Below are 23,509 nucleotides of genomic sequence, written 5' to 3'. Positions count from 1 at the left end.
GACAGCGTAATCTAGCGCGTTTCGCCCATGGTGTCAAAAAGAAATCCCCCCTGATTACCGTTTTTTGAGACGGGCATACTCTTGTATGGTCCAGCCGTAAATCCGCGGCGAAAAAGGGCGTTTCAGCAGATGGATTCTCTCAATGTGGCGAGAGTGGCCACCACCGCACCCGCCCCGGTCATCTCGGCAATCGCCTGATCCGAGTCGGTCGGGGAGAGGTTGACCCCCCTGATGGCGTCGGTGAGCAGGGTGACCAGGTAGCCGTCCTTGAGGGCGCCGAGGACGGTCTCTTTGACGCAGTAGTCGGTGGCGAGCCCCCCCACGAAGAGGCGGTCGAGCGCCATCCGGCGCAGGAGCATGGGGAAAGGAGTCCCGTTGTCCGTCATCCCCTCCATGGCGGAATAGCCGTTGTCCCAGCGGGACATCCCCTTGGAGATAATGATGGTCCCCTCCGGGAGCGCGAGGTCGGGATGGAAGAAGGCCCCGGGGCTTTGCTGGACGCAGTGAACCGGCCAGTTTCCGCCGAGAGTTTGGAAGTGCCGGCTGTCGGAGGGGTGCCAATCGCGTGTGGCGAAGATGGGGGACCCCTTATCCGAAAAGATCTTCAGATAGCGGTTCAGGACCGGGACTACCAAGTCCCCCTCGGGGACCGGGAGGCTACCGCCCGGGCAGAAGTCCACCTGTACGTCCACCACTACCAGGGCTCCTCTGCGGCGCATGACGGTCTCTCCTTCCGTAAGCAAAAGCATTAGAACGCGGATGACGCGGATAAACCTGAAAAGCAATAGAACACGGATCAAATCTGATTGAACGGATCTACACGGATAAATCTTGAGGGGTTAAAGCGTTAACCTTTAAGTCTTTGCTTAATCCGTGTCATTGTTTAGGAAGCCGCTTTTACCTTAAAGTCTTTGTCTGATCCGCGTTCATCCGCCCAATCCGCGTCATCCGCGTTCAACGGTTTTAAGGTTTGTTTTAAACATAAAGCTTTTGCCTGATCCGTCTTTATCCGTTCAATCCGTGTCATCCGTGTTCGATGTTTTTAAATGAACCTGCTCTGCACCTCGGCCATCATCTCCAAGCGGAGCTCGTTCAGCCCGGTGCTCAGCGATACCTTGTAGATGTGGGGATTGACCAAACGCTGACACCCCTCCGGAAGGCGCCGCAACTCTTCTGCGCAGCGGTCGGCGGACTGGTTCAGGGTAGGGGAGGGGGCGGTGCGGGCTCCGTGCGACATCACCTGGCTCCGCACCTCGCGGAAGGCTGCGTCGGCCGGAATCCTGACGTGCTGAAGCGGGTTGGCCGGGTCGAAGACCAGGTCGCCGGAGCGGAGCTCCTCGTCTTGCAGGGTGACCACGTCCTGCACGAAGTGGCCGTCGGGAGTGGTGACGCGGACGACCCTCTTGCGGTCCGGCAGGGTTGCCTTGGCGACATCGCTGGTGACTTTCAGCTTCGGGTGGCCGTCCACCCGCACGAGCTTATAGACTCCCCCCAAGGCGCCTCCACCCTGTCCGGCGCAGGTCGCGAGCCGGGTTCCGACTCCGTAGATGTCGACCCTGCCATCCTCGTCCCGGATGGAGTCGATCACGTACTCGTCCAGCTCATTGGAGGCGACGATCTTGACTTCGGGGAAGCCGGCGGCGTCCATGGCCTGGCGGACCTGGCGGGAGAGGTAGGCGAGGTCGCCGGAATCGATCCGCACCCCGACCAGGGAGTGCCCCGCCGCCTTCAGCTCGGCCGCCACCGTGATGGCGTTGGGGAGGCCGCTTTTGAGCGTGTCGTAGGTGTCGATCAGCAGGACTGTGCTGTCCGGGAAGTGTCTCGCGTAGCTGCGGAAGGCGGTGAGCTCGTCGGGGAAGGCCATGACCCAGCTGTGGGCGTGAGTTCCCATCACGGGCATGCCGAAGACCTTGCCCGCCAGCACATTGCTCGTGCTCCGCACCCCGCCGATGTAGGCCGCTCGCGCCACCGAAAGGCCGCCGTCCGGCCCCTGCGCGCGCCTAAGACCGAACTCCAGCACCCGCGCCCCGCCCGCCGCTCCGGCGATGCGGGCCGCCTTGGTGGCGACCAAGGTCTGGAAATTGACGATGTTGAGAAGGGCGGTCTCCACGAACTGCGCCTCCGCCAGGGTCCCTTCCACGCTCAGAAGCGGCTCTCCGGCGAAGACCACCGATCCCTCGGCAGGAGCGGTGATGCTCCCCTTGAAGCGGAACCCTTCCAGGAAGGAAAGAAACTCGGCCTTGAAGATCCCCAATCCGTTCAGGTAGTCGAGCTCTTCCGCCGAGAAGGAGAGCCCTTCCAGGTAGTCGAGGGCGGTTTCCAGCCCGGCGAAGACGGCGTATCCCCCCTTGAAGGGGTTGTGGCGGAAGAAGAGGTCGAAGACCGCGGAACGATCCTGCATCCCCTCCTCGAGGTATCCGGCCAGCATGGTCAGTTCGTAGAGATCGGTGAGCAGAGGGGAAAAGCGCATAGGTACCTCTAAAATAAGTGAGCTGGCGGTAGGAGCTTCATGATAAGGCTGCCGGTGGCTAAACTCTAACACATCCTCAGGAGGCAGACAAAACCAAACACAGATAGAACGCCGATGATGCGGATTGGGCGGATAAACGCGGATCGAACAACAGCTTTAAGGTTAGGGATGAAAATATTCCGTCTCAGTTGATTTCATCACACTTGATCAGTGTTCCAGTGGTGGCGGTTTTGACTTGGCTCAGTCCCGTCCTTTCTGGTAGAAAAGGTGGTCGAATTAAAAGCAAAAAGGAGCTTCCTGATATGTCAGAACTTCTATTGATCGGCTGCGGCGCCATCGGGCGCCGGATTGGACGGCTGGCCCTCGACCGGGGCGATAGTGTAGCTACCTTTAACCGGGAAGATGCGTGCCTTCCCGGCGCCCGCCACTGTACCGGCAACCTGGATTTACCTGTCACTTTGGCGGATCTTCCCATCAAGGGAGCCTCGGTAATCTACCTGGCGCCTCCGCCCGGCGGCGGGCACGAGGAAACCAGGGTCCGGAACTTCATCTCCTCCATTTTCCCCGGCAACGAGCCCGCAAAGATCGTCTACATCAGCACCAGCGCGGTGTACGGCGATGCCCAGGGCGACGTGGTGACCGAGGAGACCCCGCCCATGCCGGGGACCGCACGCGGAAAGCGACGCTTGCACGGCGAGGAACTATTCCTTGCTTTCGGCCGTGAGCGCGGGATTCCTGTGGTGATCCTCAGGGTAACCGCCATCTACGCCGCCGACCGCCTCCCGGTGACCCAGCTGACCACCGGACAGCCGGTCCTGCGAGAGGAGGAGTGCATGCCGACCAACCGGATCCATGCCGATGACCTGGCGCGGATCTGTCTGGCCGCCCTGGAGCGCGGGGAAGGAGGGGAGATCTTCAACGTCTCCGACGGTCATCCGACCAGCATGACGAGTTACTTCGACGCCGCCGCCGATAAACTGGGGCTATCGAGGCCGCGGCGGGTGACCATGGAGGAGGCGAAGAAGGTGATGACCCCGCTGATGATCAGCTACTTCTCCGAATCGCGGGTGGTGGACAACAGGAAGATGCTTGAAAAGCTGGGAGTGGAGCTGAGGTATCCGACGGTTGAGGAAGGACTGAAACCGTAAAGCAATAGAACGCGGATGACGGATTGAGCGGATCTACGCGGATCAATCTTTTGGTTTTTAGTTTTTACCCCAAAGCCTTCGCCTTATCCGCGTTAATCCGTCTAATCCGCGTCATCCGCGTTCCAAGCCTTTGACGTTAGTTTTATCCCTAAAGCCTTTGTCTGATCCGCCTGTATCCGTTCAATCCGTGTTATCCGTGTTCTATCAGCTTTTGAGGGTTTATGAATAAGAAAGGTCCATGAAACAATGTTCATGGACCTTTTGTTGTGCGCCGGCTCTCGTGACCGGCATGACTCTGTATCTAACAGTCCGGTTGTTTGAGTTGCTGACCGCTCGGGGCAGCGTTTCCCAATAGATCCGCTTCAGGCTTCCCTCTCAAAGTTGAGGGCTTGCACACCGCGATCGGCATTGGGGTCATTTCTTTGTCAAGGTGGTCAGGGGGCTCAAACAGTACTCGGTCCGCTCATACAGAGCGCGCATCGTGTGCGCTGACTTCAGGGCAAGCTTAGCATCGGCTCTATGAGTGTCAAGCTAGTGTGGAAAAAAATTTAAAAGTATATTCTAATTGCTATATCCGTATCAAGTGTACAGCGCAGGAAATACAGGGGTCGTAGCAGCGGGTGAGCTGTTCGAGGGCAATTCTCATAGCATCCTCGCCGCCTGCCTCGATCCCGCGGGCCAGCGCCAGCAGGTCGCGCGAAAGGGCGCGCTGGTTCAGGGAGGTCGGGGTGACGACGTCCGCCTCCCGGCAGATCCCCTCCCCGTCGAACAGGTAACTGTGGATCAGCACCCCGCGCGGCGCCTCGCAGGCCGCCGTTCCCCATCCCTCCGCAGGGCGCACTTCCACCTTTTCTTCCCCCCGCCCCTCCAGCTCCAATAGGCGTTCCACCAGGGCGAGCGCCCGCTCCGCCGCGTGGCAGAGTTCTACCGCCTGGGCCAGATTGTTCCCCCGGATGTCCCCGCCGGTCAGCTCGCTCCTGACCGGCCCGAAGAGCTCCGCCGCCCCGGGCTCCAGCGGGAAGCCGAGGTTCAGCCGCGAAAGGGCTCCCACCGTCGGCTCCCTCCCGTCGGCCAAGGCAAGCTTCGCGTGCGTGCGCGGCCCCACCGTCTCAACCACGTGTTCCCGGTAGTTTTCTACCGCAAAACTCTCCCCTCCCTTCAGCCGGAAACTGCCGCCGGTAAAGCCCGTGTGGTCCGGCACCAGCGCCAGGAATTCGGGGGGCGGAAGCGGTGGGAAGGGGAAAGGGATTCTGAAGAGGCATACGGTCTCCCGGCAGGCGGGGAGCACCGCGGTGAGCCGCTGCTTGAGGCGGAGAAGGTCACGCTTGGCGATCCTTTGCCCGAGCCCTCCCACCACGATGTTTACCGGGTGGATCATCCTGCCGCCCACCACCTCTTGGATGAGGTTTCCTGCCTCCTTGATGGCCAGCCCCTTCTTGAGCACATCGGGCGCCTCGGCCACCAGTTCGGCGACCCCGCGTTTTCCCATCAGGTCGGGGAGCACCAGGCAGTAGAGGTGCAGGGCGTGGTCCTGGAGGCTTCCCCCCTGCACGATCAGCTCGCGGGTGAGGCGGGTGATCTCGGAGACCTCTATCCCGAAGGCCCGCTCGATGGCCATGATGGCGGTCAGCTTGTGAATGGTGGAGCAGATCGAGCAGATCCGGCAGACGATCTCCGGCACCTCCCGGTAGCTCTTACCCACCAGGAGCTGTTCGAAGAGACGGGGAGAGTCCGTCAGGGAGAGGTTGACCCGGTCCACCCGCCCACCTTCCACCACCACTTCGATCCGTCCGTGCCCCTCGACCCTGGTGAGGGGATTGATCTCAACGACGCTGGCCATAGTCCCACTCCGCTTTGAAACGGCTCATTCTCCGAACGATCTCCTCTTTCGAGAAGCGGCGCTCCAGCAACAACTCCAACTCCTGGGCCACGTTGGCCTCTTCTACCGGGCCGCGGCACCCCTCGCAGGCGATCCCGGTGGCCGGGCAGCGGGCGTTGCACCCTCCCCGGGTAACCGGGCCGAGGCAGAGGTCGTCCCTTTCCAGCAAAAGGCAAAGATTCTCCCGGCTCCGGCACTCAAGGCAGACCGGATAGGAGGGGAGGGGAGGGAGGGTGCCGGCTAAAAGCGCCGACAGCAACTCGAGGATCTCGCTTTTTTCGGGAGGGCAACCGGTGACGGCAAAATCGACCGTGACGAAGGAGCCCAGGGCGGCGGGGCGGAAACTGTCGATCTCACCGGCCCCCTCGCCGTAGACCTCGCGGAGCGCCTCCCCCCGGTCCCACGTGCCGTTGTTCATGGCGGCCACGCCGCCAAAGAGCGCGCAGGTGCCGAGGGCGATCAGGGTGCGGCTCGCGTTTCTCAGCCGGAAAAGAGTCTGGTGGTCCTTCGGGGTGGAGACTGCCCCTTCCACGATGGCGACGTCGTAGCGGTCGAGGGGATCACTTCCGCTCTCCCCCATCGGGAAATGCACGATCTCGAAGCGCTCGACGATCTCGGGAAGCTCACCCTCGCAGTTGAGGAGCATCAGCTGGCAGCCTGAACAGGCGGTGAGCCCGGCTATGGCGAGTCGCGGCCTGTTCATAGCGCCTCCGGGATATCTTTCAGCTCGCTCAGGCGGAAGACCGGCCCGTCGGTGCAGCAGAGCTTCTGGCCGATGGCGCAGTGGCAGCAGCGCCCGATCCCGCAGCGCATCCGCCGCTCCAGGCTCAACAGGACGCGGCTGGGATGGACCCCGGCCTGCTCGAGGTCCGCGGTCAGGCAGCGGTAGAGGGGAGGGGGGCCGCAGACCGCCGCGTAACTGTTGGCGGCGTCGAAGCGGAACCCTTCGAGGAGGTCGGGGAGAAGCCCCCGGGCGCAGCTGTATCCCCCCACCTGGTCCTCGGGGGCGAAGTCGACCGTCAGGTACAGGCGGATCAGGCCGCGGCCGGCCAGTTCCACCAGCTCGTCCCGAAAGAGCATCACCGAGGGCTCGCGGGCGCCGTACATGAGGGTGATCTCGCCGAACTTCTCCCGGTAGGCCATAAGGTGGCTGATCAGCGAGCGAAGGGGTGCGATTCCCAGCCCTCCGGCCAGCAGCAGGACCGGGTGCCCCGCCATCTCGTCGACCGGGAATCCGCGCCCGAACGGTCCGCGGATGCCGAGCGGGCTGCCGGCCGGGAGCCGGTGCAACAGACCGGTCACGTGCCCCACGCGCCGCACACAGAGGCGGATCATTCCGGCGGACGGAGGCTCGGCAGGAGAGATCGGGATCTCCCCGCCGCCCGGCACCGAGAGCTGGACAAACTGGCCGGGGACGAAGGTGGAGAGAAACCCGGCGGCGTCCCGTCCGGCGGACAGCGTGAATAGCGCCGTGTCGGAGGTCAGGTCACGCTTCGCGGTCAGAGTTGCGGCCACCGGAATATGCGGTGAGAACGGCCCGGTCATGATCCCTCCTCCGGCAACAGTTCCCTCAAATCGATATCCACCGGGCAGAACTGCCGGCATCTGCCGCACCCCACGCAGGAGCTCATCCCCTCCAGAGGTGAGAAGCCGCAGAACTTGTGGAGGAAGCGGTAGCGGAGCCGGTCCAGCCGCTCCGGCCGGAAGTTGCCCCCCGCCACCTCGCCGTGGTTCTTGAAGAGGCAGTTGTCCCACTCACGCATGCGTCTGTGGCCGCCGGTAAGTTCCGGGTACTCCCGGAGGTCGAAGCAGTAGCAGGTCGGGCAGCAGACCGAGCAGGCGCCGCACCCCACGCAGCGCCTGGCAAATTCCTCCCAGAGGGGATGGCCGGAAAATCTCAGTTCGGGATCCACGCTCCCCGGGACCAAGGTAGCCCGTTTCAAACCCTGCGGGCGAACTGCCGGCACTACGTCCCCCCCTTTGCGAAGGGGGGGCAGGGGGGATTTTTTGCCCTTGGATGCAGAGTCGAACGCCGTCAAACACCCCCTGGCCGCCGCCGCGATCTCCTCTCCGCGCGCTGTGGAGAGGGTCACCTCGAACCCGCCCTCGGCCCTGTTGAGGAAAAGGTCGCAGGGGGCCGCCTCCCCGGTCCCCGAGCAGAAGCAGAAGTCGTCCGGCTCGCAGGAGATCCCGACCAGGGTGAGCCCCGAGCGCCTGCGGGCGTAGCCCGGATCGGCGGGGTCGGCCAGAAAGACCCGGTCGAGGTAGGCGATACCTTCGAGGTCGCAGGGGTGGATGGCGAAGAGGACGGTTCTGGCGGGTTCGTCTCCGCCGTTGTGGTAGCCGCCTTTGGAGAATGAGATAACTTTTTCCCGGAAGGGGAGCAGGTACTTCTTGGGGGGAATCTGTGTCCGTTTATAGTCGAGAAGAAGCAGGGATGGATCTGTCACAGGGGCCAGTACGGTCACCCCCTGCACGGACAGAGTGGGGCCGGCCAACTCACCGAACAAGCGCAGCGTTTCCAGGAATTCACCCAGCAGGCTCTCTTTGAGAAACATGGTCGCCACGTGTCACCTCTTGGATCAGTTAATTCTATCGGCGACTTTCCGTCATGCAACCGAACCTTTTGACTTGATGACAGTATCGTGCTAGTACTCTCCGGCAATATGACCACTCGTTATACCGACTACCATTCCCACCTTCTTCCCGGCATCGACGACGGATCGGGGACTCTCGAGCATTCCCTGGAGATGGCCAGGATCCTCGTGGATTGCGGCTTCGGCACCGTTCACTGCACGCCCCACCGGATCAAAGGGTGCTTCGACAACGAACCGGAAAAGGTGAGGCAGGGGACCCGCCAGCTTCAGCGCCACGTCCACGAGGCGGGGATCGACCTGAAGCTCGTGCCCGGTACCGAGCACTACATGGACGAGTTCCTCGTCGACCAGGCCGGCGACGCCCTGACCACCGGGACAGTACCGCACCTGCTGGTCGAGGTTCCGTTCGCCGCCGGGAAGGAGATCCTTCCCCCCGTGGTCTCGTGGATGCTTAACCGGGGGATCGTCCCGCTGTTCGCCCATCCCGAGCGGTGCAACGTCTTCGAGCCGGGGTGCCGGGACGCCGGGCTGATGTCGCTTTTGTGGAAGCGGCAGAAGCAGCCTGACATGGAGAGCTCGCTGATCGTCAGCCTCAAGGAGTCCGGCTGCCGGTTCCAGGGGAACCTCGGCAGTTTCGCCGGCTACTACGGCCATGAGATCAAGCAGCGGGCCCTGCTCTTTCTCCGCCACGGCGTCTACTCGTGCCTGGGGAGCGACGCCCACAAAAGCGAACGGCTCGGCCAGATCGTTTCCCAGGGAATCGACGCTATCGTATCCGTCGTCGGCGATGCCGCCGCGCTCCGGCTCCTCACCGGGGAAGAGCTGCACCGGTAAAGACCTCCATCAGGATAGAGTTTGTCCTGAAAAGGGCTGACCTTCCTCGATATACCCCTCGCCGATATCTCTCCGAAATGCAGCTATCTCTGTCTTTGCCAGCGTAAATCCTTGTATCAAATACGAAAAATTTCATCCAAAACCCTTTAAACATTTGACTTCATGTCTCTGAAATGCTATTCGAGATACCTACACATTTCACGGGATAGGTGGAAATGAAAAGACATAGCATTCTGCGTTCAGTACCTCTGGCAGTACTGTTCCTCGCTTTATTCGGCTTACCCAGTTGTGCCCCCTACCGAGACATTCCTCCCGGCACCGTCAAAGAGATAGGCAGTGCCATCGTTGCCAAGGAAGAAGTCTCCGTCCCTACTCTCCCTCCCGAGCCCGCACCGTCCAAAGACTACCAAGTGGGCCCCGGCGACGTTCTCCTGGTCGATATCAACGGGCGGCCAGAATTCACGGTGGCCTCTCCGGGGGCTAACGGCAAGGTTCAGGGGAGCAGGGTAGACGGCAAGGGGTTCCTCCATGTTCCCTTGGCCGGAGCGGTCCAGGTTGCCGGACTCACCCTGACCGAGATCGAGGCGAAGCTGTCGGTCGTGCTGAAGAAGTACCTGCAGTCCCCCTGGGTGGTGGTGGAGGTGGCGGAATACAAGAGCCTTCCGCTGTACCTGATGGGGCAGTTCAAGATGCCGGGGACCTACTACATGGACCGGCCGCTGAACCTGGTCCAGGGAATATCGCTGGGAAGCGGTTTCGACCCGACCGCGAACCTCCGCGGCGCCCGGCTTTCCCGGGACGGCAAGATTGTCCCGGTGGATCTCTGGGACCTTCTCCAGGGGGGCGATCTGAAGCAGAACGTCTGGTTGAAGGGGGGGGATACCATTTATCTTCCCGACAACCGCAACCAGGTCGTTTTCGTTTTCGGAGCGGTCAAGAAGCCGGGTGTGGTTCCGATGCCGAGCACGGGGATGAATCTCGCCCAGGCGGTCGGGAGCGCGGACCTGCGCGACACCGGCTACGATCTCAAGCACCTGAGGATCATCCGCTCGCTGTCCACCACCCGCGGCCAGCTCATCGTCGTCGACTTCCAGAAGATCCTCAAGGGGGAGGCCATCTCGCCGCCTCTCGTCGATGGCGACGTTATCTACGTGCCGAAGAGCGGCTTCGGGAACTGGAACGATGCCATCGCCGACATGCTCCCCTCCCTGCAACTGGTCAGCAACGTGCTCCAGCCCTTCGTGTCAATCAAGTACCTAAGCAAATAGGGAAGAAAATATGAACCAGCAGTTGCCCGTTACGCAGGTGGAGGAAATCCACCTGCAGGATTACATTAAAGTGATTATGAGAAGGAGGATGACCTTCTGGGCCACCTTCCTTTTGTTTTTTGTGCTGGTGGCTCTCTATACCTTCCTGGTCCCCCCCTCCTACGAATCGACGGCAACCCTCTTTGTCAAAGACGACAAAGGCAAGGTTGGCCAGATGGGTGATCTTCTTCTCAACGCTGCCGCTCCGGTAGATTCGGAGCTCGAGATCCTCAGGGCCCGCAGCAACATGGAAGCCGTGGTGTCTGCTCTGCACCTTAACTGGAAGATCGGCAAGAAATCGGACGGTGTGGAAGTAAAGCTGCTTGATTTCACCTCGACCTCTCAGGACCCGATCTATTCCGTCGACATAACCGGACCGGGTACCTTCTCCGTGACCGACAGCGACGGCACCGTCTTGGGAAGCGGAAGGGTGGGCACCCTCTTCCAAGGCAAAGGCATGACCCTCCTCGTCAAGGAATTGAAGGGGGCGAAGGGGGATCACTTCCGTCTTACCATGCTTCCCTTCAACGAGACGGTCGAGGCCTTGGGAAAGAGGATCAAGGCGACGGAGGTTGGCAAAAAGACCAACGTTATCGCCGTCACCTATCGCAGCCGGAACCCCATTCTTGCCCGGGACGTTGTAAACACCTTGGTGCAGGCCTATCTGGATAAAGGGGTAGCCCTCAAGGCGGAGGAGGCCACCCGTACCGTCAGCTTTGTCGAAGACCAGTTGAAGGGGGTCAAAAACGATCTTGAGGATGCCGAGAAAAAGTTGGAGGCTTATAAAACAGCCACGGGCGTTGTTCAACTCGATGCCGAAGCGCAAAACCTGCTGCAACTCCTCTCCGACACCGAGAAACAGAAGGCCGACCTGATCCTGCGGCGAAAGCAGGTTGAGTTTGCCCTTTCCTCCCTCAAGGCAGCAAGGCTGAAAGGGGCCATATATTCACCCGGGCCGACCGACGACCCGGTGATTAGCGCTTTGACTTCGAAATTGGCCGACCTGCAGATCCAGAAAAAGGGACTCCTTTCTGATTCCACTGAAAACCATCCCGGGGTTAGGGTGGTCCAGGGCCAGATAGATGAGGTCCAGAAAAAGCTTCAGGCTACCTATGAAACCACCTTGGCAACCATCCGGAAGGATGAGGTAAACCTTACCAGGTTGATCGCTCAGTATGATGCGGGGATCAAAAAGCTTCCGGTGGCCGAGCGGGACCTCGCGCGTTTGATGCGAGTCAATAAGGTCAACTCCGACATCTACACCTTTTTGCTGCAAAAGCATGAGGAGGCCCGGATAGCGAGGGCGTCGACCATCAACAACATAAGCATTGTCGACTCGGCTATTGCCGCCGACGACCCGGTCTCGCCCAAAAAGGCGAAAAACCTCCTTCTAGGACTCATACTCGGCTTGATGAGCGGGGCCGGGCTTTGCTTTTTCAAGGAGTATTTGGACGACACGCTTAAGGATCCCGACCAGACCAAGCAGGTACTCTCCCCTCTCCCTATGTTGGGGGTAGTGCCCTTTATCCAGAAGAAGGACGGCAACGAGGCCATGGTGACTCATTTCTCGCCCAAAGCGCCTGCGTCCGAAGCCTTTCGCGCCATTCGCACCGGTCTCCACTTCAGTGGAGTGAATCGCAAGAAAAAGGTTTTGCTTGTCACCAGTTCCTTCCCGGGGGAAGGGAAATCCACCATTTCCTCCAACCTGGCCATTACCCTGGCCCAGACCGGCAGCCGTATCCTGTTGATTGACTGCGACCTCCGCCGTTCAACCCTTCACGAAAAGTTCGGTATTGGAAGAGGGCATGGGCTTACCGAAGTCTTGGCGGGCGATACCCCTGCTGCCGAGTCCATCTTTACCACGGAGGTCGAGGGGCTCGATCTCCTCCGGGCCGGCACCGTCCCCCCGAACCCGTCCGAAATGCTCGGCTCGGATGCGATGATGCACTTGGTGGAAGAAATGTCCGCTAAGTACGACCAGGTAGTAATCGATGCACCACCGGTGCTGGCGGTTACCGATGCTGCGGTGCTGACCCGGCTGGCCGACCAGGTCGTGGTCGTTGTCGAAGCCGGGCGGGTACCCATCAAAGCCGCACAGCGGACCAAGGAGACTCTGCTTTCCGTTTCGGCCCCTATCGCAGGCTATGTCGTATCGGATAAGAATTCCGGAGGGCAGGGGTATGGGTACGGCTACGGATACGGCTACGGGTATGGCAACGGCTATGGCTATGGTTATGGCTACGGCCTTGAGCCCGAGAAGAAGCCGTGGTGGAAATTCGGAAGAGGATAGTCTGAAATTCAGCCGAGTGTGATGCTCGGCATGGAGGATATGCAATGAACATCTTGGTGACTGGCGGCTGTGGGTTCATCGGCGGCAACTTTGTCCGTCTTCTGTTGGGTACCGATCGCGACTTCCGGCTGGTGAACCTGGACAAGCTCACCTATGCGGGGAACCTGGCCAACGTCGCCGATCTGGCCGACGATCCCCGCTACCGGTTCGTAAAAGGCGACATCTGCGACGCCGAACTGATTAATCGGATCTTCAGCGAGGAGAAGATCGACCACGTGGTCCATTTTGCCGCCGAGTCCCACGTCGACCGGAGCATCGACGGGCCGGCCGCCTTCATCGAAACCAACATCATCGGGACCTTCACCCTCCTGGAGGCGGCACGCGCCGCCTGGCTGGGGGAGGGTAGGGACGCTACCGGAAAAAGGTTCCTGCACGTCTCCACCGACGAGGTGTACGGGTCGCTGGGGGAGACCGGCTACTTCACCGAGACTACTCCTTACGATCCCCGCTCGCCGTACTCGGCCAGCAAGGCTTCCTCCGACCACTTGGTGAGCGCCTACCACCACACCTACGGGCTGCCGACCCTGATGACCAACTGCTCCAACAACTACGGCCCGTACCACTTCCCCGAAAAGCTGATCCCCCTCATCATCACCAATGCTTTGAAGGGGAAGGATCTCCCGGTCTACGGGGACGGGAGCAACGTCCGCGACTGGCTTTACGTCGTGGACCACTGCCGGGCCATCCTGAGGGTGCTCGACCAGGGGAAAGTGGGTGACACCTACAACGTAGGCGGGAACAGCGAGAAGAAAAATCTCGAGGTGGTGGAAACCATCTGCGACCTCCTCGACGAAGTCGCTCCCCCCCTTGCCGATGGAATGCCGCGCCGCTCGCTGATCCGCTTCGTCAAGGACCGCCCCGGGCACGACAAGCGCTATGCCATCGACGCCTCCAAGCTTCGCAGTGAGCTCGGCTGGGAGCCCGAGGTCACCTTCCAGGAGGGAATCCGCCGCACCATCGAGTGGTACCTCGCCAACACCGCCTGGACCGATGCCATCCTTAACGGCAGCTACCAGGAGTACTACCGCTCCATGTACAGCGAGAGGCTGAAGTAGCCGGCGCCCCGGCGTTTGGGGAGCCCGAAACAGAAAAATTGGCTATTCCTTAACGATTCCGGAAGCTTGCGAGAAAAATTCGAACGTTCGAATTTTGCCCAAAAATTTCGGGTATTCATCAATAATATCTGGTGGTTGCAGGAGATTTCTGGCGTCCGAAATTCGCCAGCCAGGGGAGTTGCAGTTAATGCGCGTCATCGACACCGAGATTCCGGAAGTAAAGATCATCGAGCCGACCGTTTTCGGCGATCAGCGTGGCTTCTTTTTCGAAAGCTACAACCAGAAGGAGTGGGAGGAGAAGACCGGCCTCAAAACCGCTTTCGTGCAGGACAACCATTCGCGGTCGGGCAAGAACGTGTTGCGCGGCCTCCATTACCAGATCAAGAACACCCAGGGCAAACTGGTCCGGGCCACGGTAGGCGAGGTTTTCGACGTCGCGGTGGACATCCGCAAGAGCTCACCCACCTTCGGCAAATGGGTCGGCGTGGTGCTCTCGGCCGAGAACAAGCGGCAGCTCTGGGTGCCGGAAGGTTTTGCCCACGGTTTCGTGGTGCTCTCGGAGGTCGCCGAATTTTTGTACAAGACCACCGACTACTGGTCCCCGGAGTACGAGCGGAGCATCATCTGGAACGATCCCGATCTTGCCATTGCCTGGCCTCTGCAAGGTGAGCCCTTGCTGGCCAAAAAGGACGCCGAAGGGAAGCCGTTTAGGGATGCCGAATATTTCGCATAATCCCCCCTCCTCCGGTTGAAGGATCAGGGGGAGGAATGGGCTATCCGCAGCGAGTTGATCAGAGCACGTACGTATTAAAAGAAGGCTAGTTCAGATATAAGAAAGGTTTATCAGGATGTTAAAGGTTCTTTTTGTTTTCGGTACTCGCCCGGAAGCCATCAAGATGGCTCCGGTGATAAAGGAACTGCAGAACCACCCGGGGAAGTTTAAGACGATCGTTTGTGTGACCGCACAGCACCGGCAAATGCTCGATCAGGTGCTTAGCCTCTTCAAAATAGAGCCCGATTACGACCTCAACATCATGAAACCCGGCCAGGACCTGTTCGACATCACCTGCAACGTCCTGCAGGGGCTCAAACCGGTCCTCGAAAAAGAGCGGCCTGACATCATGCTGGTGCATGGCGATACATCTACCACCATGGCCGCTTCCATCGCCGCCTACTACACGAGAACTCGCCTAGGCCATGTCGAGGCAGGGCTCAGGACCCACGACAAGTTTGCCCCCTTCCCGGAAGAGATGAATCGGCGAGTGGCGGGCGCCCTCACCGACATCCACTTCGCTCCGACCACCGCCTCCCGCGGCAACCTTCTAAGGGAAGGGACCTCCGAGGAGGCCATCGTTGTCACCGGAAACACCGTGGTTGACGCGCTCCTCTCGGTGTCAGCGATGATCAACCAGGATGCATCTCTCACCGACACCTTCGCCCAGCGCTTCTCTTTCCTCGATTCTGGGAAGAGGCTGATTCTGGTGACCGGGCATCGTCGTGAAAACTTTGGCGAAGGGTTCGAGAGCATCTGCCGTGGCTTGGCCCGCATCGCCCGACAAAATCCCGACGTAGAGATCCTCTATCCGATGCACCTCAACCCGAATGTGCAGGAACCGGTGAAGCGCATCCTTGGGGGCGCCGACCTCGGCAACGTTCACCTGATAGAACCTGCCGACTATCTCCCCTTCGTCTACCTGATGAATCGGAGTTACCTCATCATCACCGATTCGGGTGGGGTGCAGGAGGAGGCCCCTTCGCTGGGGAAACCTGTCTTGGTCATGCGCGACACCACCGAGCGCCCGGAGGCCGTGGCTGCCGGGACCGTCCTCTTGGTAGGGACAAACGAGAAACTCATCGTGGACGAGACCCAGCGGCTGCTCGACGACCCCGAGGCCTACCGTACCATGTCCATGGCGCACAATCCATACGGTGACGGACAGGCTTCTTTACGGATCCGGGAAGCTTTGGAGCGACTATAGTTTATTGTTTTTTGAATTAAGAATTTAGAAGGAGCGAGGGCAATGCATAAGAACAGGCAAAAAATAGTAGTAATCGGCTTAGGCTATATCGGACTCCCCACCGCATCCATGCTGGCCACCAAAGGACACCAGGTGTTGGGAGTTGATGTCAATGAGTCCGCTGTCAACACCATCAACCAGGGCAGTATCCATATAGTTGAGCCTGATCTTGATATCCTGGTCCGTTCCGCTGTCCACAGCGGAAATTTAAAGGCATCGTTGGTCCCAGAGGAAGCCGATACCTTCATCCTGGCGGTTCCCACCCCATTCAGCACCAGCGATCACGGTCTCAAGATTCCCGACATCAGCTATATCGAGGCAGCCACTAGAAGCATCGCTCCTTTCCTGAGGGAGGGGAACTTGGTGATTCTCGAGTCAACATCGCCAGTTGGCACCACGGAGCGGATCGGCCAGATCATCGCTGAACTGAGGCCGGACTTGGTGACTTCCCGGTCCAGCCAGCAAGCAAATCTCGCCATCCATTTGGCCCACTGTCCGGAAAGGGTGCTTCCTGGGCACATCCTTCGCGAACTGGTCGACAACGACAGGATCATCGGTGGAGTGAACAGGGCCGCTGCTGAAACAGCGCGGGATCTTTACAAAACCTTTTGCAACGGCGGGATCTTTCTGACCGACAGCAAGACCGCTGAAATGGCCAAATTGGTCGAGAATTCGAGCCGCGACGTCAGCATAGCCTTCGCGAACGAACTGTCGATCATCTGTGACAAACTGGGAATCAATGTCTGGGAGCTCATTGAGCTTGCCAACAAGCATCCCCGGGTCAACATACTTCAGCCCGGACCAGGGGTCGGCGGTCACTGCATCGCGGTAGATCCGTGGTTCATCGTGGCTGCCGCTCCCGATGAGGCGAGGCTTATTCGGACAGCCCGTGAGGTGAATGATGCAAAGCCTAACTGGGTGCTGGACAAGGTAAAAAGCAAAGCCGATAGATTCAAAAATCCGGTGATCGGTTGCCTGGGCCTAGCCTTTAAGGCTAATATCGACGATCTGCGGGAGTCCCCTGCGCTTGAAATCACCCGTAAGCTTATTAAAGCCGACATCGGTCAGGTAATGGCTTGTGAACCGAACGCTTCGGATGATTTTTGCGAATTCGCACTCTTTGATCTGAGCGATGTCCTGCAAAAGGCGGATATAATCCTGCTTCTAGTAGACCATAACGAGTTTAAGCAGATCGATAATGAGCTTCTAAAAGAGAAGGTCCTGATCGACACTAGGGGAATTCTGAGGTGATACGGCAACGTTGGCCGGATATGAAGTATTATAATAGGTGGCAGTTATATGTTGTTGTAGGGTGGTATTTATAAAGTGCACAAGGTCCTTATGTCACTGCTGAAAAAAGTCTGGAAAAAAGATATCCTATACCGTATTTATACTCGGCTACGTATCCAGTGGATGCCAACTATTCTTGCCTTTTCAGTGACAGTACGATTCCTTTCCAGGAAGGCTCAGAAACCTCATGGGCTCACCGGTCCCCTGATTGTTTCTTTGACTTCATTCCCCCCACGTTTCAAGCAATTACCCTTGACCTTGAAGTGTCTTCTCTCTCAAACGGTAAAGCCTGACTCCATCATTTTATGGATAGCCAAGAATGACCAACAATTTCTGACTGAAGAAATTCTCGAGTTGGAGGGGGCGGGGCTGCAAATTAGATTTTGTGATGACTACCGATCTTATAAGAAAATCATTCCTGTTTTAGAGGCTTTTCAGGACGCTTTTGTTGTCACCGCTGATGACGATTTGTTTTATTGGTCGACATGGTTAGAGGAACTGGTAGATGCGCATAAGATGTCTCCGGAGGATATTGTATGTCATCTTGCACACCGGATTCGACTTTCCCCTGACGGTTCTCCTCTTCCTTACCTGCAGTGGGAGCTGAATTCAACGGAATCGGAAACCTCCGCCTTGACGTTTCCGACCACCGGCGCCGGAGCGCTCTACCCCCCCCGTTCGTTTGACGGTAAAGTCGGTGACGTTGCGCTGTTTACTTTGCTGTGTCCGAATGCGGATGATATCTGGCTTTATTGGATGATGAGGCTTGTCGGGCGGGCCGCTCGTCGGATTCCGCGGCCAAAGAGGAATTATTATTGTTGGGAAGGAAGCCAAGGAGTGGCTCTTTGGCATGACAATCTAAACAGCGCGGGCAACGATCGTCAAATGAAAAAGATGATAGATACTTTCGGCTTCTGTACGTTTGACGATGCATTCAACTCCGGCCGATAGTCGCGTCCCATGCTAGTTGTTCAAATGGATGTAAACACCACTTCAACTCACGCGAAACCCACGTCTGATGCTGTTTTGATAGTTGTGGGACCTTTGTCATCGGACTTTACGGCATGTCTTTAGTTAACTCGATTACCCGCGGTTTGACCTGGTCCGCCATGTCTCAAGTGGCGAGGCAGGCAACCGCACTGCTCACCACGGCCCTGCTCGCCCGTCTCCTCTCCCCGGCTGATTTCGGCGTGGTTGGCATGGCGACCATCGTGGTTGGTTTTCTCGCCATTTTCAAGGATCTCGGTACTGCGTCCGCCGTTATCCAGCGCAGGGAGCTGTCCAAGGAGCTTGCTAGCAGTATTTTCTATCTGAATGTAAGCTTCGGTTTAGGCATGACTCTGCTTTTGCTCCTGCTCGCTCCCCTCGCTGCAGTTTTCTACCGGGAACCTCAGGTCACCTCTCTCTTGAGAGGAGTGTCGATTACCTTCCTCATATCGAGTTGCACTATCGTGCATCAGTCCTTTTTGGAAAAGGACCTAAAATTCAACGTGTTGGCTAAAATAGATGTTTGCGCTGCTTTGGCAGGCTCAGCGGTTGGAATCGGCTCCGCACTCTACGGCTGCCGGGCCTGGAGTTTGGTTTTCCAAAGCATCACTACCACTTTGGTTACAACGATTCTCTTGTTGATCGTCGCTCCTTTCAGACCCAAGCGCACGTTCGACCTGGCCGAGCTGAAGTCTGTTACCAGCTACAGCCTTAATCTTACTGGATTTAATATTTTTAATTACGTCGTGCGGAACGCCGATTACGTCCTGATCGGACGTTATCTTGGCCCACAGAGCCTTGGCTACTACACTCTAGCTTACAAGCTCATGCTTTACCCTCTTCAGGCGATCTCCACCATTTTTGCCAGAGTAATGTTTCCAGTTTTTGCAAAACTCCAAAGCGATGACGACGCGTTCCGCAGGCTATACGTCAAAACCTGCCAGTGCATAGGCCTTGTAACCTTTCCCATGATGTTCGGCCTCTGGTATCTGGCACGGCCGTTCATCATGTGTTTTTTCGGAAAACAGTGGGAGCCGGTCGTCCTCCTTCTTGAAATTTTAGCTCCGCTCGGTATGGTTCAATCCGTGGTGACTATGGTGGGGTCGATTTATCAGGCAAAGGGGCGGACCGACGTAATGTTGAGGTGGGGTGTTGCCACCGGCGTATTCTATATAATGTCCTTCATCATCGGGCTGAATTACGGCGTTGTCGGAGTCGCTTCTTGTTACGCGATAGCCTTCATCATTACGGTTTATCCCGCCCTGGCCATTCCGTTCCGATTCATCGGGCTTCGGTTGCCTGATTTCGTCAAAAGCTTCGCTGGGATATTGGCTTGCTGCGTCATTATGTCGGTTTTTCTCATGACATTTGATCACCTAATTGCCAGCCGTCTATCCGACGTTCCACGTTTGATCTCTTTGACACTTCTGGGGATCGCGGCCTACGGCGGCTCGGTCTTCGTTCTACTGCGCGGGGAAGTCAGGGGCTTTCTGGCCCTGGCGAAGCCGGTCAGCTAGCATTTTCTCACACACAATCTTGGCACTATGACCTCACAAAATTCTAAAAAGCGCGTTCTCATCGTCGTTTATGATTTTCCTCCCGAATGCGGTGGGGGCGGAGTCATGAGGACCGTCAAGCTCGTAAAATACCTCCCATCCTTCGGCTGGGAGCCGGTCGTCCTGACGGTTTCGAGGAAAGATAGCTGGATGCCGGACGAGGGGATGGCGAACGAGGTGTCGGGCTCGAGCATATACCGCTGCGGCGACTGGATAAGCAGGTTCAAATCGTCCAGCCCGGGGGACGCACAGCCTGGTCCCGCGACACGCCAGTCCGTTGCGAGCCGCCTTAAGTGGTGGCTGAAGGAAACTGTGAAAACCCTCCTTGTTCCAGACAAAAGGGCCGGATGGCTGGTGCCGGCGGTTTTGCTCGGGCTCAAGCTAATAAAGGACGAGGACATCTCGCTGATTTACGCGACGGCTCCGCCGCAGACCCCGCTTTTGGTCGGCTACATGCTTAGCATCCTCTCCGGCAAAAAGCTCATCGTGGATTACCGGGATATGTGGACCGGCAACAGGATCTTCGCGCCGGCTTTCCGGTTTCAGAAGGCGATCAACCGTCTCCTGGAAGCCAGGGTGTTGTCGAAAGCTGATCTTTTGGTGGCGACCACCGAGCCCATGGCCGCCAAACTGAGCGAAATGTCCGGTAAGGAGGTCGTGACGATCTTGAACGGGTTCGATCCTGCCGATTTTCTGGAACTGAAGCCGATGGACTTCCATTCCAGCAAGGTCAATGTCGTATATCTGGGCGGTTTTGGAGGGTTTCGCACCTCGAGGTATCTGATTGACGCCCTGATGTCGCTCGACCCTGCCTTGAAGGACCGCATCGCTTTTCATATGGTGGGAAAGAACGAACGGGAAGAGACCGTCCTTCTGGAAGCCGCGGTCCATGGCGGCTGGGAAATCAACGTGCGCGGCCCCGTCGCTCACAAGGAAGCCTTGCGCTACCTCTGTTCGGCCGACGTGCTGGTTGTTTTTATCTTCGACGAGGAGGACAGCAGCACCGCGATCCCCGGCAAGGTTTATGAGTACTTGGCGGCGAAGAAACCGATTCTGGCTTTTTGCGGCGAGAACAGCGCCTTGGCCTGCCTGCTCCACGGGCTCGGCTTCGGGCGCATCGTTAACCCTTGCGATGTCGAAGGGATCAAAGAGTCTCTCAAGGCCCTGCTTGAAGAAGGCCAGCACCTTCCCGCGTTTTCGGACGCGCCCTTCAACCGCCGAGAAAACGCCAACCGGCTCGCAGCGCATTTCGACAGGCTTATGTCCTAAGTTGCCTCGAGGTTTTTACCCATGTACTCCTCTGACGGTGTCATTAACCCGTATTTTGCTCATAGACGCGCCTGTTTGGTCGGAAATACCCGGCTGAACCTAGTCTTTTACACGCTCGTCCTGTATGCGATGTTGACCCCCATGATGGCGGCAGAAATCGTGACTCTGCCGATGTCAAATTACGCTTACTCGGCCGTTCTCCTTGCCGTTCTGGGAACGACCGCCCTGCGTAAGGCGCGGATTTGGACCGACGAGCTGGTTTTTAATCCTGCCACCCTTTTTCTCGGTTACTTCTTCATTCAAGGGCCCCTGACGGTTCTCACTGCTAACAGCAGCGTGAAAATTGTCGCGGTGAACTTTCTCTTCACCCTTATTCCTTGTACCGCTGCGTTTCTAGTCGCCGCGGCGTTTGGGCGTTACGCGGACATTGGTAAAATCGTCAAGCTTTTATCTTTTTGCATCATGATTTCGATCGCATCGATCGTTCTGGACGCTTTTGGTTACGCGGATTTCTGGGCTGGCAAATACGTGGACCTGAATCCTGTACGCTTCGGCATCCGTCAGTTCCACGGACTAATGCCGTGGCCCAACGTCATGGCGACCATGCTGATCATCTTCTCGATCGTTCGCCATATTCTCGCCAGGAATCAGTTCATTACCCGATTAGGATATTTGGCTGTCTTCGCCACTTCGGTCAGGGCCCAGATCGCTACTGCGATCATCTTGTTGATTTTATCTTTTAAAAGCGCACGGACACGTTTGATCCTTTTCGTGTTGTTTTTGGCTCTGATCGTCCTGACCTTTTCGGATGTCAAGCAATCGACCAATGAATTCGGCAAGTCAGGGAGTTCGGTGATATACCGGATCGTCTACGCTGTCGGATCCTTGGATATCTTGAAGGATTATCCGGTCTTCGGCATCGGGTTGAACAGAATCTCGGACACGGCAATATGGGAGCTTGACGGTTATTACTTCCATAAAATATATTCGTTGCCCACCACTCTCGACAACTGGAGCATGGCCAATTCCGACACCTCCGTCACCTATATTGCCGAGTTCGGAGGCATTGGGCTCATTCTCTTCATTGCCCAATTTGTCTGGTTCATCCAGATCGCGTTGCGTTCAAACGAACGGAAATTTCTTTTCATATTGATCCCCATTGTCGTGTGGTTTTACAGTGCCACCAACCTGCTGTTTTCCTCGACTTTCGGTGTTTTTTACTGGTTCGTTTACGGATTGATGGTGTCCAGGTATGTTCAGTGGAAGAGTACCGTGGCCAGTAGTTGATTCGCCAGGCTTTAGCGCTGATTCTTAACACCCCACTCTAGGAGGTCTCCATGCGCGCGGTTTTAGCGAGATTGTTTTTTATCCTGCTGTTGGTTTTGAAGGCGAGTTCCTTGGCCCTCGGCGACGACCTCATCACCGTGGCCAACAGTCAAATCATCAACAAAAATTTCGTCGGATTCGGCGCGGAATGGGATTCGATTGGGTATCCTGTCAACGGCGTCAACGAGGAGGACTTCAACACCATCTCCAGCCGGGTTTCGAGCCTGAAGATGCCGGTATGCAGGATCATGGTGCTCGGGAGTTGGTGCTATTTGGGTGGGGGCAAATACAACTGGAACTCCGACTCGATGAAGTGGCTTTACAAGCAGCTCGACCTTTGCCAGCGGCAGGGGATCAAGGTCATCCTGTGCTCATGGGGCGCCGGCGGCTCAGCCGCCACCTCCTGGCTCAACATCCCTGGGATCACCGGGCCCGATGACCCCCAATACGCCCAGGTGATAGGTGCCATCGTGGATTACCTTGTCAACACCAAGGGATACAGCTGCATTAAGTACTTCTCCGCTGGCAACGAGCCCGATCTTGAACTGGCTAACAATTGGCCCATGTGGAAGAACCTGGTCGTTCGGGTCAATGCGGAGTTCACAAAGCGGGGATTGGACCGCAAAGTCACCTTTTCGGGGCCCGAAGTGTCGCAGGGCCAGCATGGAGATACCTGGCTTAGCGGATGCGGCGGCCAACTCCCGGATATTATGGGCGCCTACAGTGTCCATAACTACGCGACGAGAACCGACGTCAAAAACGGTATCGTCGAGAACCTTTTCCTGCAAAAACGGCAGTTGCTGCGCAACGCGAGCGCGGTGGCTGCGTCCATGCCGATTTTCGTATCGGAGGCCGGTATGCAGGACGACCAGGTTTTGCCGTCCGGCAACCGCCATATTGCCGAAGTCGATTACGGCATCTTCATGGCCGATTACGGGGTGCAAGCCGCGCGTTCCGGCGTCTCCTCTGTTCTTGCCTGGATGTTGGAGGACAACGGGCATAAGGATTTCTTTTGGGGAATGTGGAGTGATAAAAAAAGCGGCATGTATGTGAGGCCATGGGCTTCCTCCTGGTCCCTTCTTACCCGTTATTTCCCTTACTCGTCCACCATCTATCGGGTCCAGCAACCGAATATGATGCGCATCCTGGTCGCAAGGGTCCCAGCTAAATCGAACCTCCACTCTCTCGACTACTCCCTTTGTCTGGTGAACCGGGATACCACCACCCACAACGTCAACGTCAACCTCGCCATCGCCAAGGCCGAGCTGAGGACCTTCAAACACTACGTTTACTCCGACTCGGCGGTCGCGACCGACCCGGCGTTTCCGAACCTGAATGTATCGACCGAGATCTACAACACCAAGAGGCCTATCACGATCGCCTGCCCTCCCAACTCGGTCACCGTCTTGACCACGATGTAGGA

At 57.8% G+C, this 23,509-nt stretch carries 19 protein-coding genes; 13 read left to right on the top strand and 6 right to left on the bottom strand.

Features of this window, described 5'->3' with window-relative positions:
* Nucleotides 1-122 precede the first annotated feature (122 nt).
* Nucleotides 123-719, bottom strand: a complete 597-nt coding sequence (locus L4X63_RS18700; RefSeq protein WP_250680180.1) for an isochorismatase family protein — start codon at nucleotides 717-719, stop codon at nucleotides 123-125.
* Nucleotides 720-1,042: 323 nt separating this feature from the next.
* Complete coding sequence (locus tag L4X63_RS18695; RefSeq protein ID WP_250680179.1) at nucleotides 1,043-2,470, bottom strand: nicotinate phosphoribosyltransferase; 1,428 nt, start codon at nucleotides 2,468-2,470, stop codon at nucleotides 1,043-1,045.
* 302 nt (nucleotides 2,471-2,772) lie between these two features.
* On the opposite strand from L4X63_RS18695, the gene L4X63_RS18690 reads away from it, so the two are divergent.
* On the top strand, nucleotides 2,773-3,618 hold the full coding sequence (locus tag L4X63_RS18690; protein WP_250680178.1) for an NAD-dependent epimerase/dehydratase family protein: 846 nt from the start codon (nucleotides 2,773-2,775) through the stop codon (nucleotides 3,616-3,618).
* Nucleotides 3,619-4,186: 568 nt separating this feature from the next.
* Here the strand turns inward: L4X63_RS18690 and L4X63_RS23745 are convergent.
* The 4 genes from L4X63_RS23745 to L4X63_RS18670 are packed head-to-tail and all read right to left on the bottom strand — an operon-like array spanning nucleotide 4,187 to nucleotide 8,055.
* On the bottom strand, nucleotides 4,187-5,458 hold the full coding sequence (locus tag L4X63_RS23745; protein ID WP_284694715.1) for a Ni/Fe hydrogenase subunit alpha: 1,272 nt from the start codon (nucleotides 5,456-5,458) through the stop codon (nucleotides 4,187-4,189).
* Nucleotides 5,442-6,200 (bottom strand): NADH-quinone oxidoreductase subunit B family protein, encoded by a 759-nt coding sequence (locus L4X63_RS18680; RefSeq protein ID WP_250680177.1) that lies wholly within the window; start codon nucleotides 6,198-6,200, stop codon nucleotides 5,442-5,444. Before L4X63_RS18680 ends, L4X63_RS23745 begins: the two co-directional genes overlap by 17 nt.
* A complete protein-coding gene (locus L4X63_RS18675) occupies nucleotides 6,197-7,042 on the bottom strand; it encodes an FAD/NAD(P)-binding protein (protein WP_250680176.1) in 846 nt (281 codons plus the stop codon). The genes L4X63_RS18680 and L4X63_RS18675 overlap by 4 nt, the downstream gene beginning before the upstream one ends.
* Nucleotides 7,039-8,055, bottom strand: coding sequence for a 4Fe-4S dicluster domain-containing protein (locus tag L4X63_RS18670; RefSeq protein ID WP_250680307.1), 1,017 nt, complete (start codon nucleotides 8,053-8,055; stop codon nucleotides 7,039-7,041). The genes L4X63_RS18675 and L4X63_RS18670 overlap by 4 nt, the downstream gene beginning before the upstream one ends.
* 108 nt (nucleotides 8,056-8,163) lie before the next feature.
* Between L4X63_RS18670 and L4X63_RS18665 the strand changes: the two genes are divergently transcribed.
* From L4X63_RS18665 to L4X63_RS18610, 12 genes are all read left to right on the top strand, one after another.
* Nucleotides 8,164-8,928: a tyrosine-protein phosphatase gene (locus L4X63_RS18665; RefSeq protein WP_250680175.1), complete on the top strand. Its 765-nt coding sequence runs from the start codon at nucleotides 8,164-8,166 to the stop codon at nucleotides 8,926-8,928.
* A gap of 215 nt (nucleotides 8,929-9,143) precedes the next feature.
* Nucleotides 9,144-10,196: a polysaccharide biosynthesis/export family protein gene (locus tag L4X63_RS18660; RefSeq protein WP_284694714.1), complete on the top strand. Its 1,053-nt coding sequence runs from the start codon at nucleotides 9,144-9,146 to the stop codon at nucleotides 10,194-10,196.
* Nucleotides 10,197-10,206: 10 nt separating this feature from the next.
* Nucleotides 10,207-12,525: a GumC family protein gene (locus tag L4X63_RS18655; protein ID WP_250680173.1), complete on the top strand. Its 2,319-nt coding sequence runs from the start codon at nucleotides 10,207-10,209 to the stop codon at nucleotides 12,523-12,525.
* Between the two features lie 44 nt (nucleotides 12,526-12,569).
* The gene (rfbB, locus tag L4X63_RS18650) at nucleotides 12,570-13,640 is read left to right on the top strand and encodes a dTDP-glucose 4,6-dehydratase (protein WP_250680172.1); all 1,071 of its coding nucleotides are present in this window, start codon (nucleotides 12,570-12,572) and stop codon (nucleotides 13,638-13,640) included.
* A 187-nt stretch (nucleotides 13,641-13,827) separates the two neighbouring features.
* Entirely contained in the window at nucleotides 13,828-14,373 is a 546-nt protein-coding gene (rfbC, locus tag L4X63_RS18645) for a dTDP-4-dehydrorhamnose 3,5-epimerase (RefSeq protein ID WP_250680171.1), read from the top strand.
* 115 nt (nucleotides 14,374-14,488) lie between these two features.
* Nucleotides 14,489-15,619: a non-hydrolyzing UDP-N-acetylglucosamine 2-epimerase gene (gene wecB, locus L4X63_RS18640; protein ID WP_250680170.1), complete on the top strand. Its 1,131-nt coding sequence runs from the start codon at nucleotides 14,489-14,491 to the stop codon at nucleotides 15,617-15,619.
* A 42-nt stretch (nucleotides 15,620-15,661) separates the two neighbouring features.
* Nucleotides 15,662-16,909: a UDP-N-acetyl-D-mannosamine dehydrogenase gene (gene wecC / locus L4X63_RS18635; RefSeq protein WP_250680169.1), complete on the top strand. Its 1,248-nt coding sequence runs from the start codon at nucleotides 15,662-15,664 to the stop codon at nucleotides 16,907-16,909.
* Between the two features lie 90 nt (nucleotides 16,910-16,999).
* The gene (locus L4X63_RS18630) at nucleotides 17,000-17,899 is read left to right on the top strand and encodes a hypothetical protein (RefSeq protein WP_250680168.1); all 900 of its coding nucleotides are present in this window, start codon (nucleotides 17,000-17,002) and stop codon (nucleotides 17,897-17,899) included.
* A gap of 113 nt (nucleotides 17,900-18,012) precedes the next feature.
* Nucleotides 18,013-19,452, top strand: a complete 1,440-nt coding sequence (locus L4X63_RS18625; RefSeq protein WP_250680167.1) for an MOP flippase family protein — start codon at nucleotides 18,013-18,015, stop codon at nucleotides 19,450-19,452.
* A gap of 105 nt (nucleotides 19,453-19,557) precedes the next feature.
* Nucleotides 19,558-20,760: a glycosyltransferase gene (locus tag L4X63_RS18620; RefSeq protein ID WP_250680166.1), complete on the top strand. Its 1,203-nt coding sequence runs from the start codon at nucleotides 19,558-19,560 to the stop codon at nucleotides 20,758-20,760.
* 75 nt (nucleotides 20,761-20,835) lie between these two features.
* A complete protein-coding gene (locus L4X63_RS18615; RefSeq protein WP_250680165.1) occupies nucleotides 20,836-22,047 on the top strand; it encodes an O-antigen ligase family protein in 1,212 nt (403 codons plus the stop codon).
* Between the two features lie 50 nt (nucleotides 22,048-22,097).
* On the top strand, nucleotides 22,098-23,507 hold the full coding sequence (locus L4X63_RS18610) for a hypothetical protein (protein ID WP_250680164.1): 1,410 nt from the start codon (nucleotides 22,098-22,100) through the stop codon (nucleotides 23,505-23,507).
* Nucleotides 23,508-23,509 lie beyond the last annotated feature (2 nt).

The sequence above is a fragment of the Geomonas sp. Red32 genome, assembly GCF_023652955.1.
Taxonomy (GTDB): Bacteria; Desulfobacterota; Desulfuromonadia; order Geobacterales; family Geobacteraceae; genus Geomonas.
The sequence above is the reverse complement of the archived record's forward strand: the minus strand, read 5'-3'. Positions and strand labels throughout refer to the sequence as shown.

Bases quoted from the DNA above. Each gene is read 5' to 3' on its own strand.
- L4X63_RS18665 (WP_250680175.1), top strand. From the start codon at position 8,164: ATGACCACTCGTTATACCGACTACCATTCCCACCTTCTTCCCGGCATC.
- wecC (WP_250680169.1), top strand. From the start codon at position 15,662: ATGCATAAGAACAGGCAAAAAATAGTAGTAATCGGCTTAGGCTATATC.
- L4X63_RS18655 (WP_250680173.1), top strand. From the start codon at position 10,207: ATGAACCAGCAGTTGCCCGTTACGCAGGTGGAGGAAATCCACCTGCAG.
- L4X63_RS18675 (WP_250680176.1), bottom strand. From the start codon at position 7,042: ATGACCGGGCCGTTCTCACCGCATATTCCGGTGGCCGCAACTCTGACC.
- L4X63_RS18630 (WP_250680168.1), top strand. From the start codon at position 17,000: ATGTCACTGCTGAAAAAAGTCTGGAAAAAAGATATCCTATACCGTATT.
- L4X63_RS18690 (WP_250680178.1), top strand. From the start codon at position 2,773: ATGTCAGAACTTCTATTGATCGGCTGCGGCGCCATCGGGCGCCGGATT.
- L4X63_RS18625 (WP_250680167.1), top strand. From the start codon at position 18,013: ATGTCTTTAGTTAACTCGATTACCCGCGGTTTGACCTGGTCCGCCATG.
- rfbB (WP_250680172.1), top strand. From the start codon at position 12,570: ATGAACATCTTGGTGACTGGCGGCTGTGGGTTCATCGGCGGCAACTTT.
- L4X63_RS18695 (WP_250680179.1), bottom strand. From the start codon at position 2,470: ATGCGCTTTTCCCCTCTGCTCACCGATCTCTACGAACTGACCATGCTG.
- L4X63_RS18610 (WP_250680164.1), top strand. From the start codon at position 22,098: ATGCGCGCGGTTTTAGCGAGATTGTTTTTTATCCTGCTGTTGGTTTTG.
- L4X63_RS18620 (WP_250680166.1), top strand. From the start codon at position 19,558: ATGAGGACCGTCAAGCTCGTAAAATACCTCCCATCCTTCGGCTGGGAG.
- L4X63_RS23745 (WP_284694715.1), bottom strand. From the start codon at position 5,458: ATGGCCAGCGTCGTTGAGATCAATCCCCTCACCAGGGTCGAGGGGCAC.
- L4X63_RS18680 (WP_250680177.1), bottom strand. From the start codon at position 6,200: ATGAACAGGCCGCGACTCGCCATAGCCGGGCTCACCGCCTGTTCAGGC.
- wecB (WP_250680170.1), top strand. From the start codon at position 14,489: ATGTTAAAGGTTCTTTTTGTTTTCGGTACTCGCCCGGAAGCCATCAAG.
- L4X63_RS18660 (WP_284694714.1), top strand. From the start codon at position 9,144: ATGAAAAGACATAGCATTCTGCGTTCAGTACCTCTGGCAGTACTGTTC.
- L4X63_RS18700 (WP_250680180.1), bottom strand. From the start codon at position 719: ATGCGCCGCAGAGGAGCCCTGGTAGTGGTGGACGTACAGGTGGACTTC.
- rfbC (WP_250680171.1), top strand. From the start codon at position 13,828: ATGCGCGTCATCGACACCGAGATTCCGGAAGTAAAGATCATCGAGCCG.
- L4X63_RS18670 (WP_250680307.1), bottom strand. From the start codon at position 8,055: ATGTTTCTCAAAGAGAGCCTGCTGGGTGAATTCCTGGAAACGCTGCGC.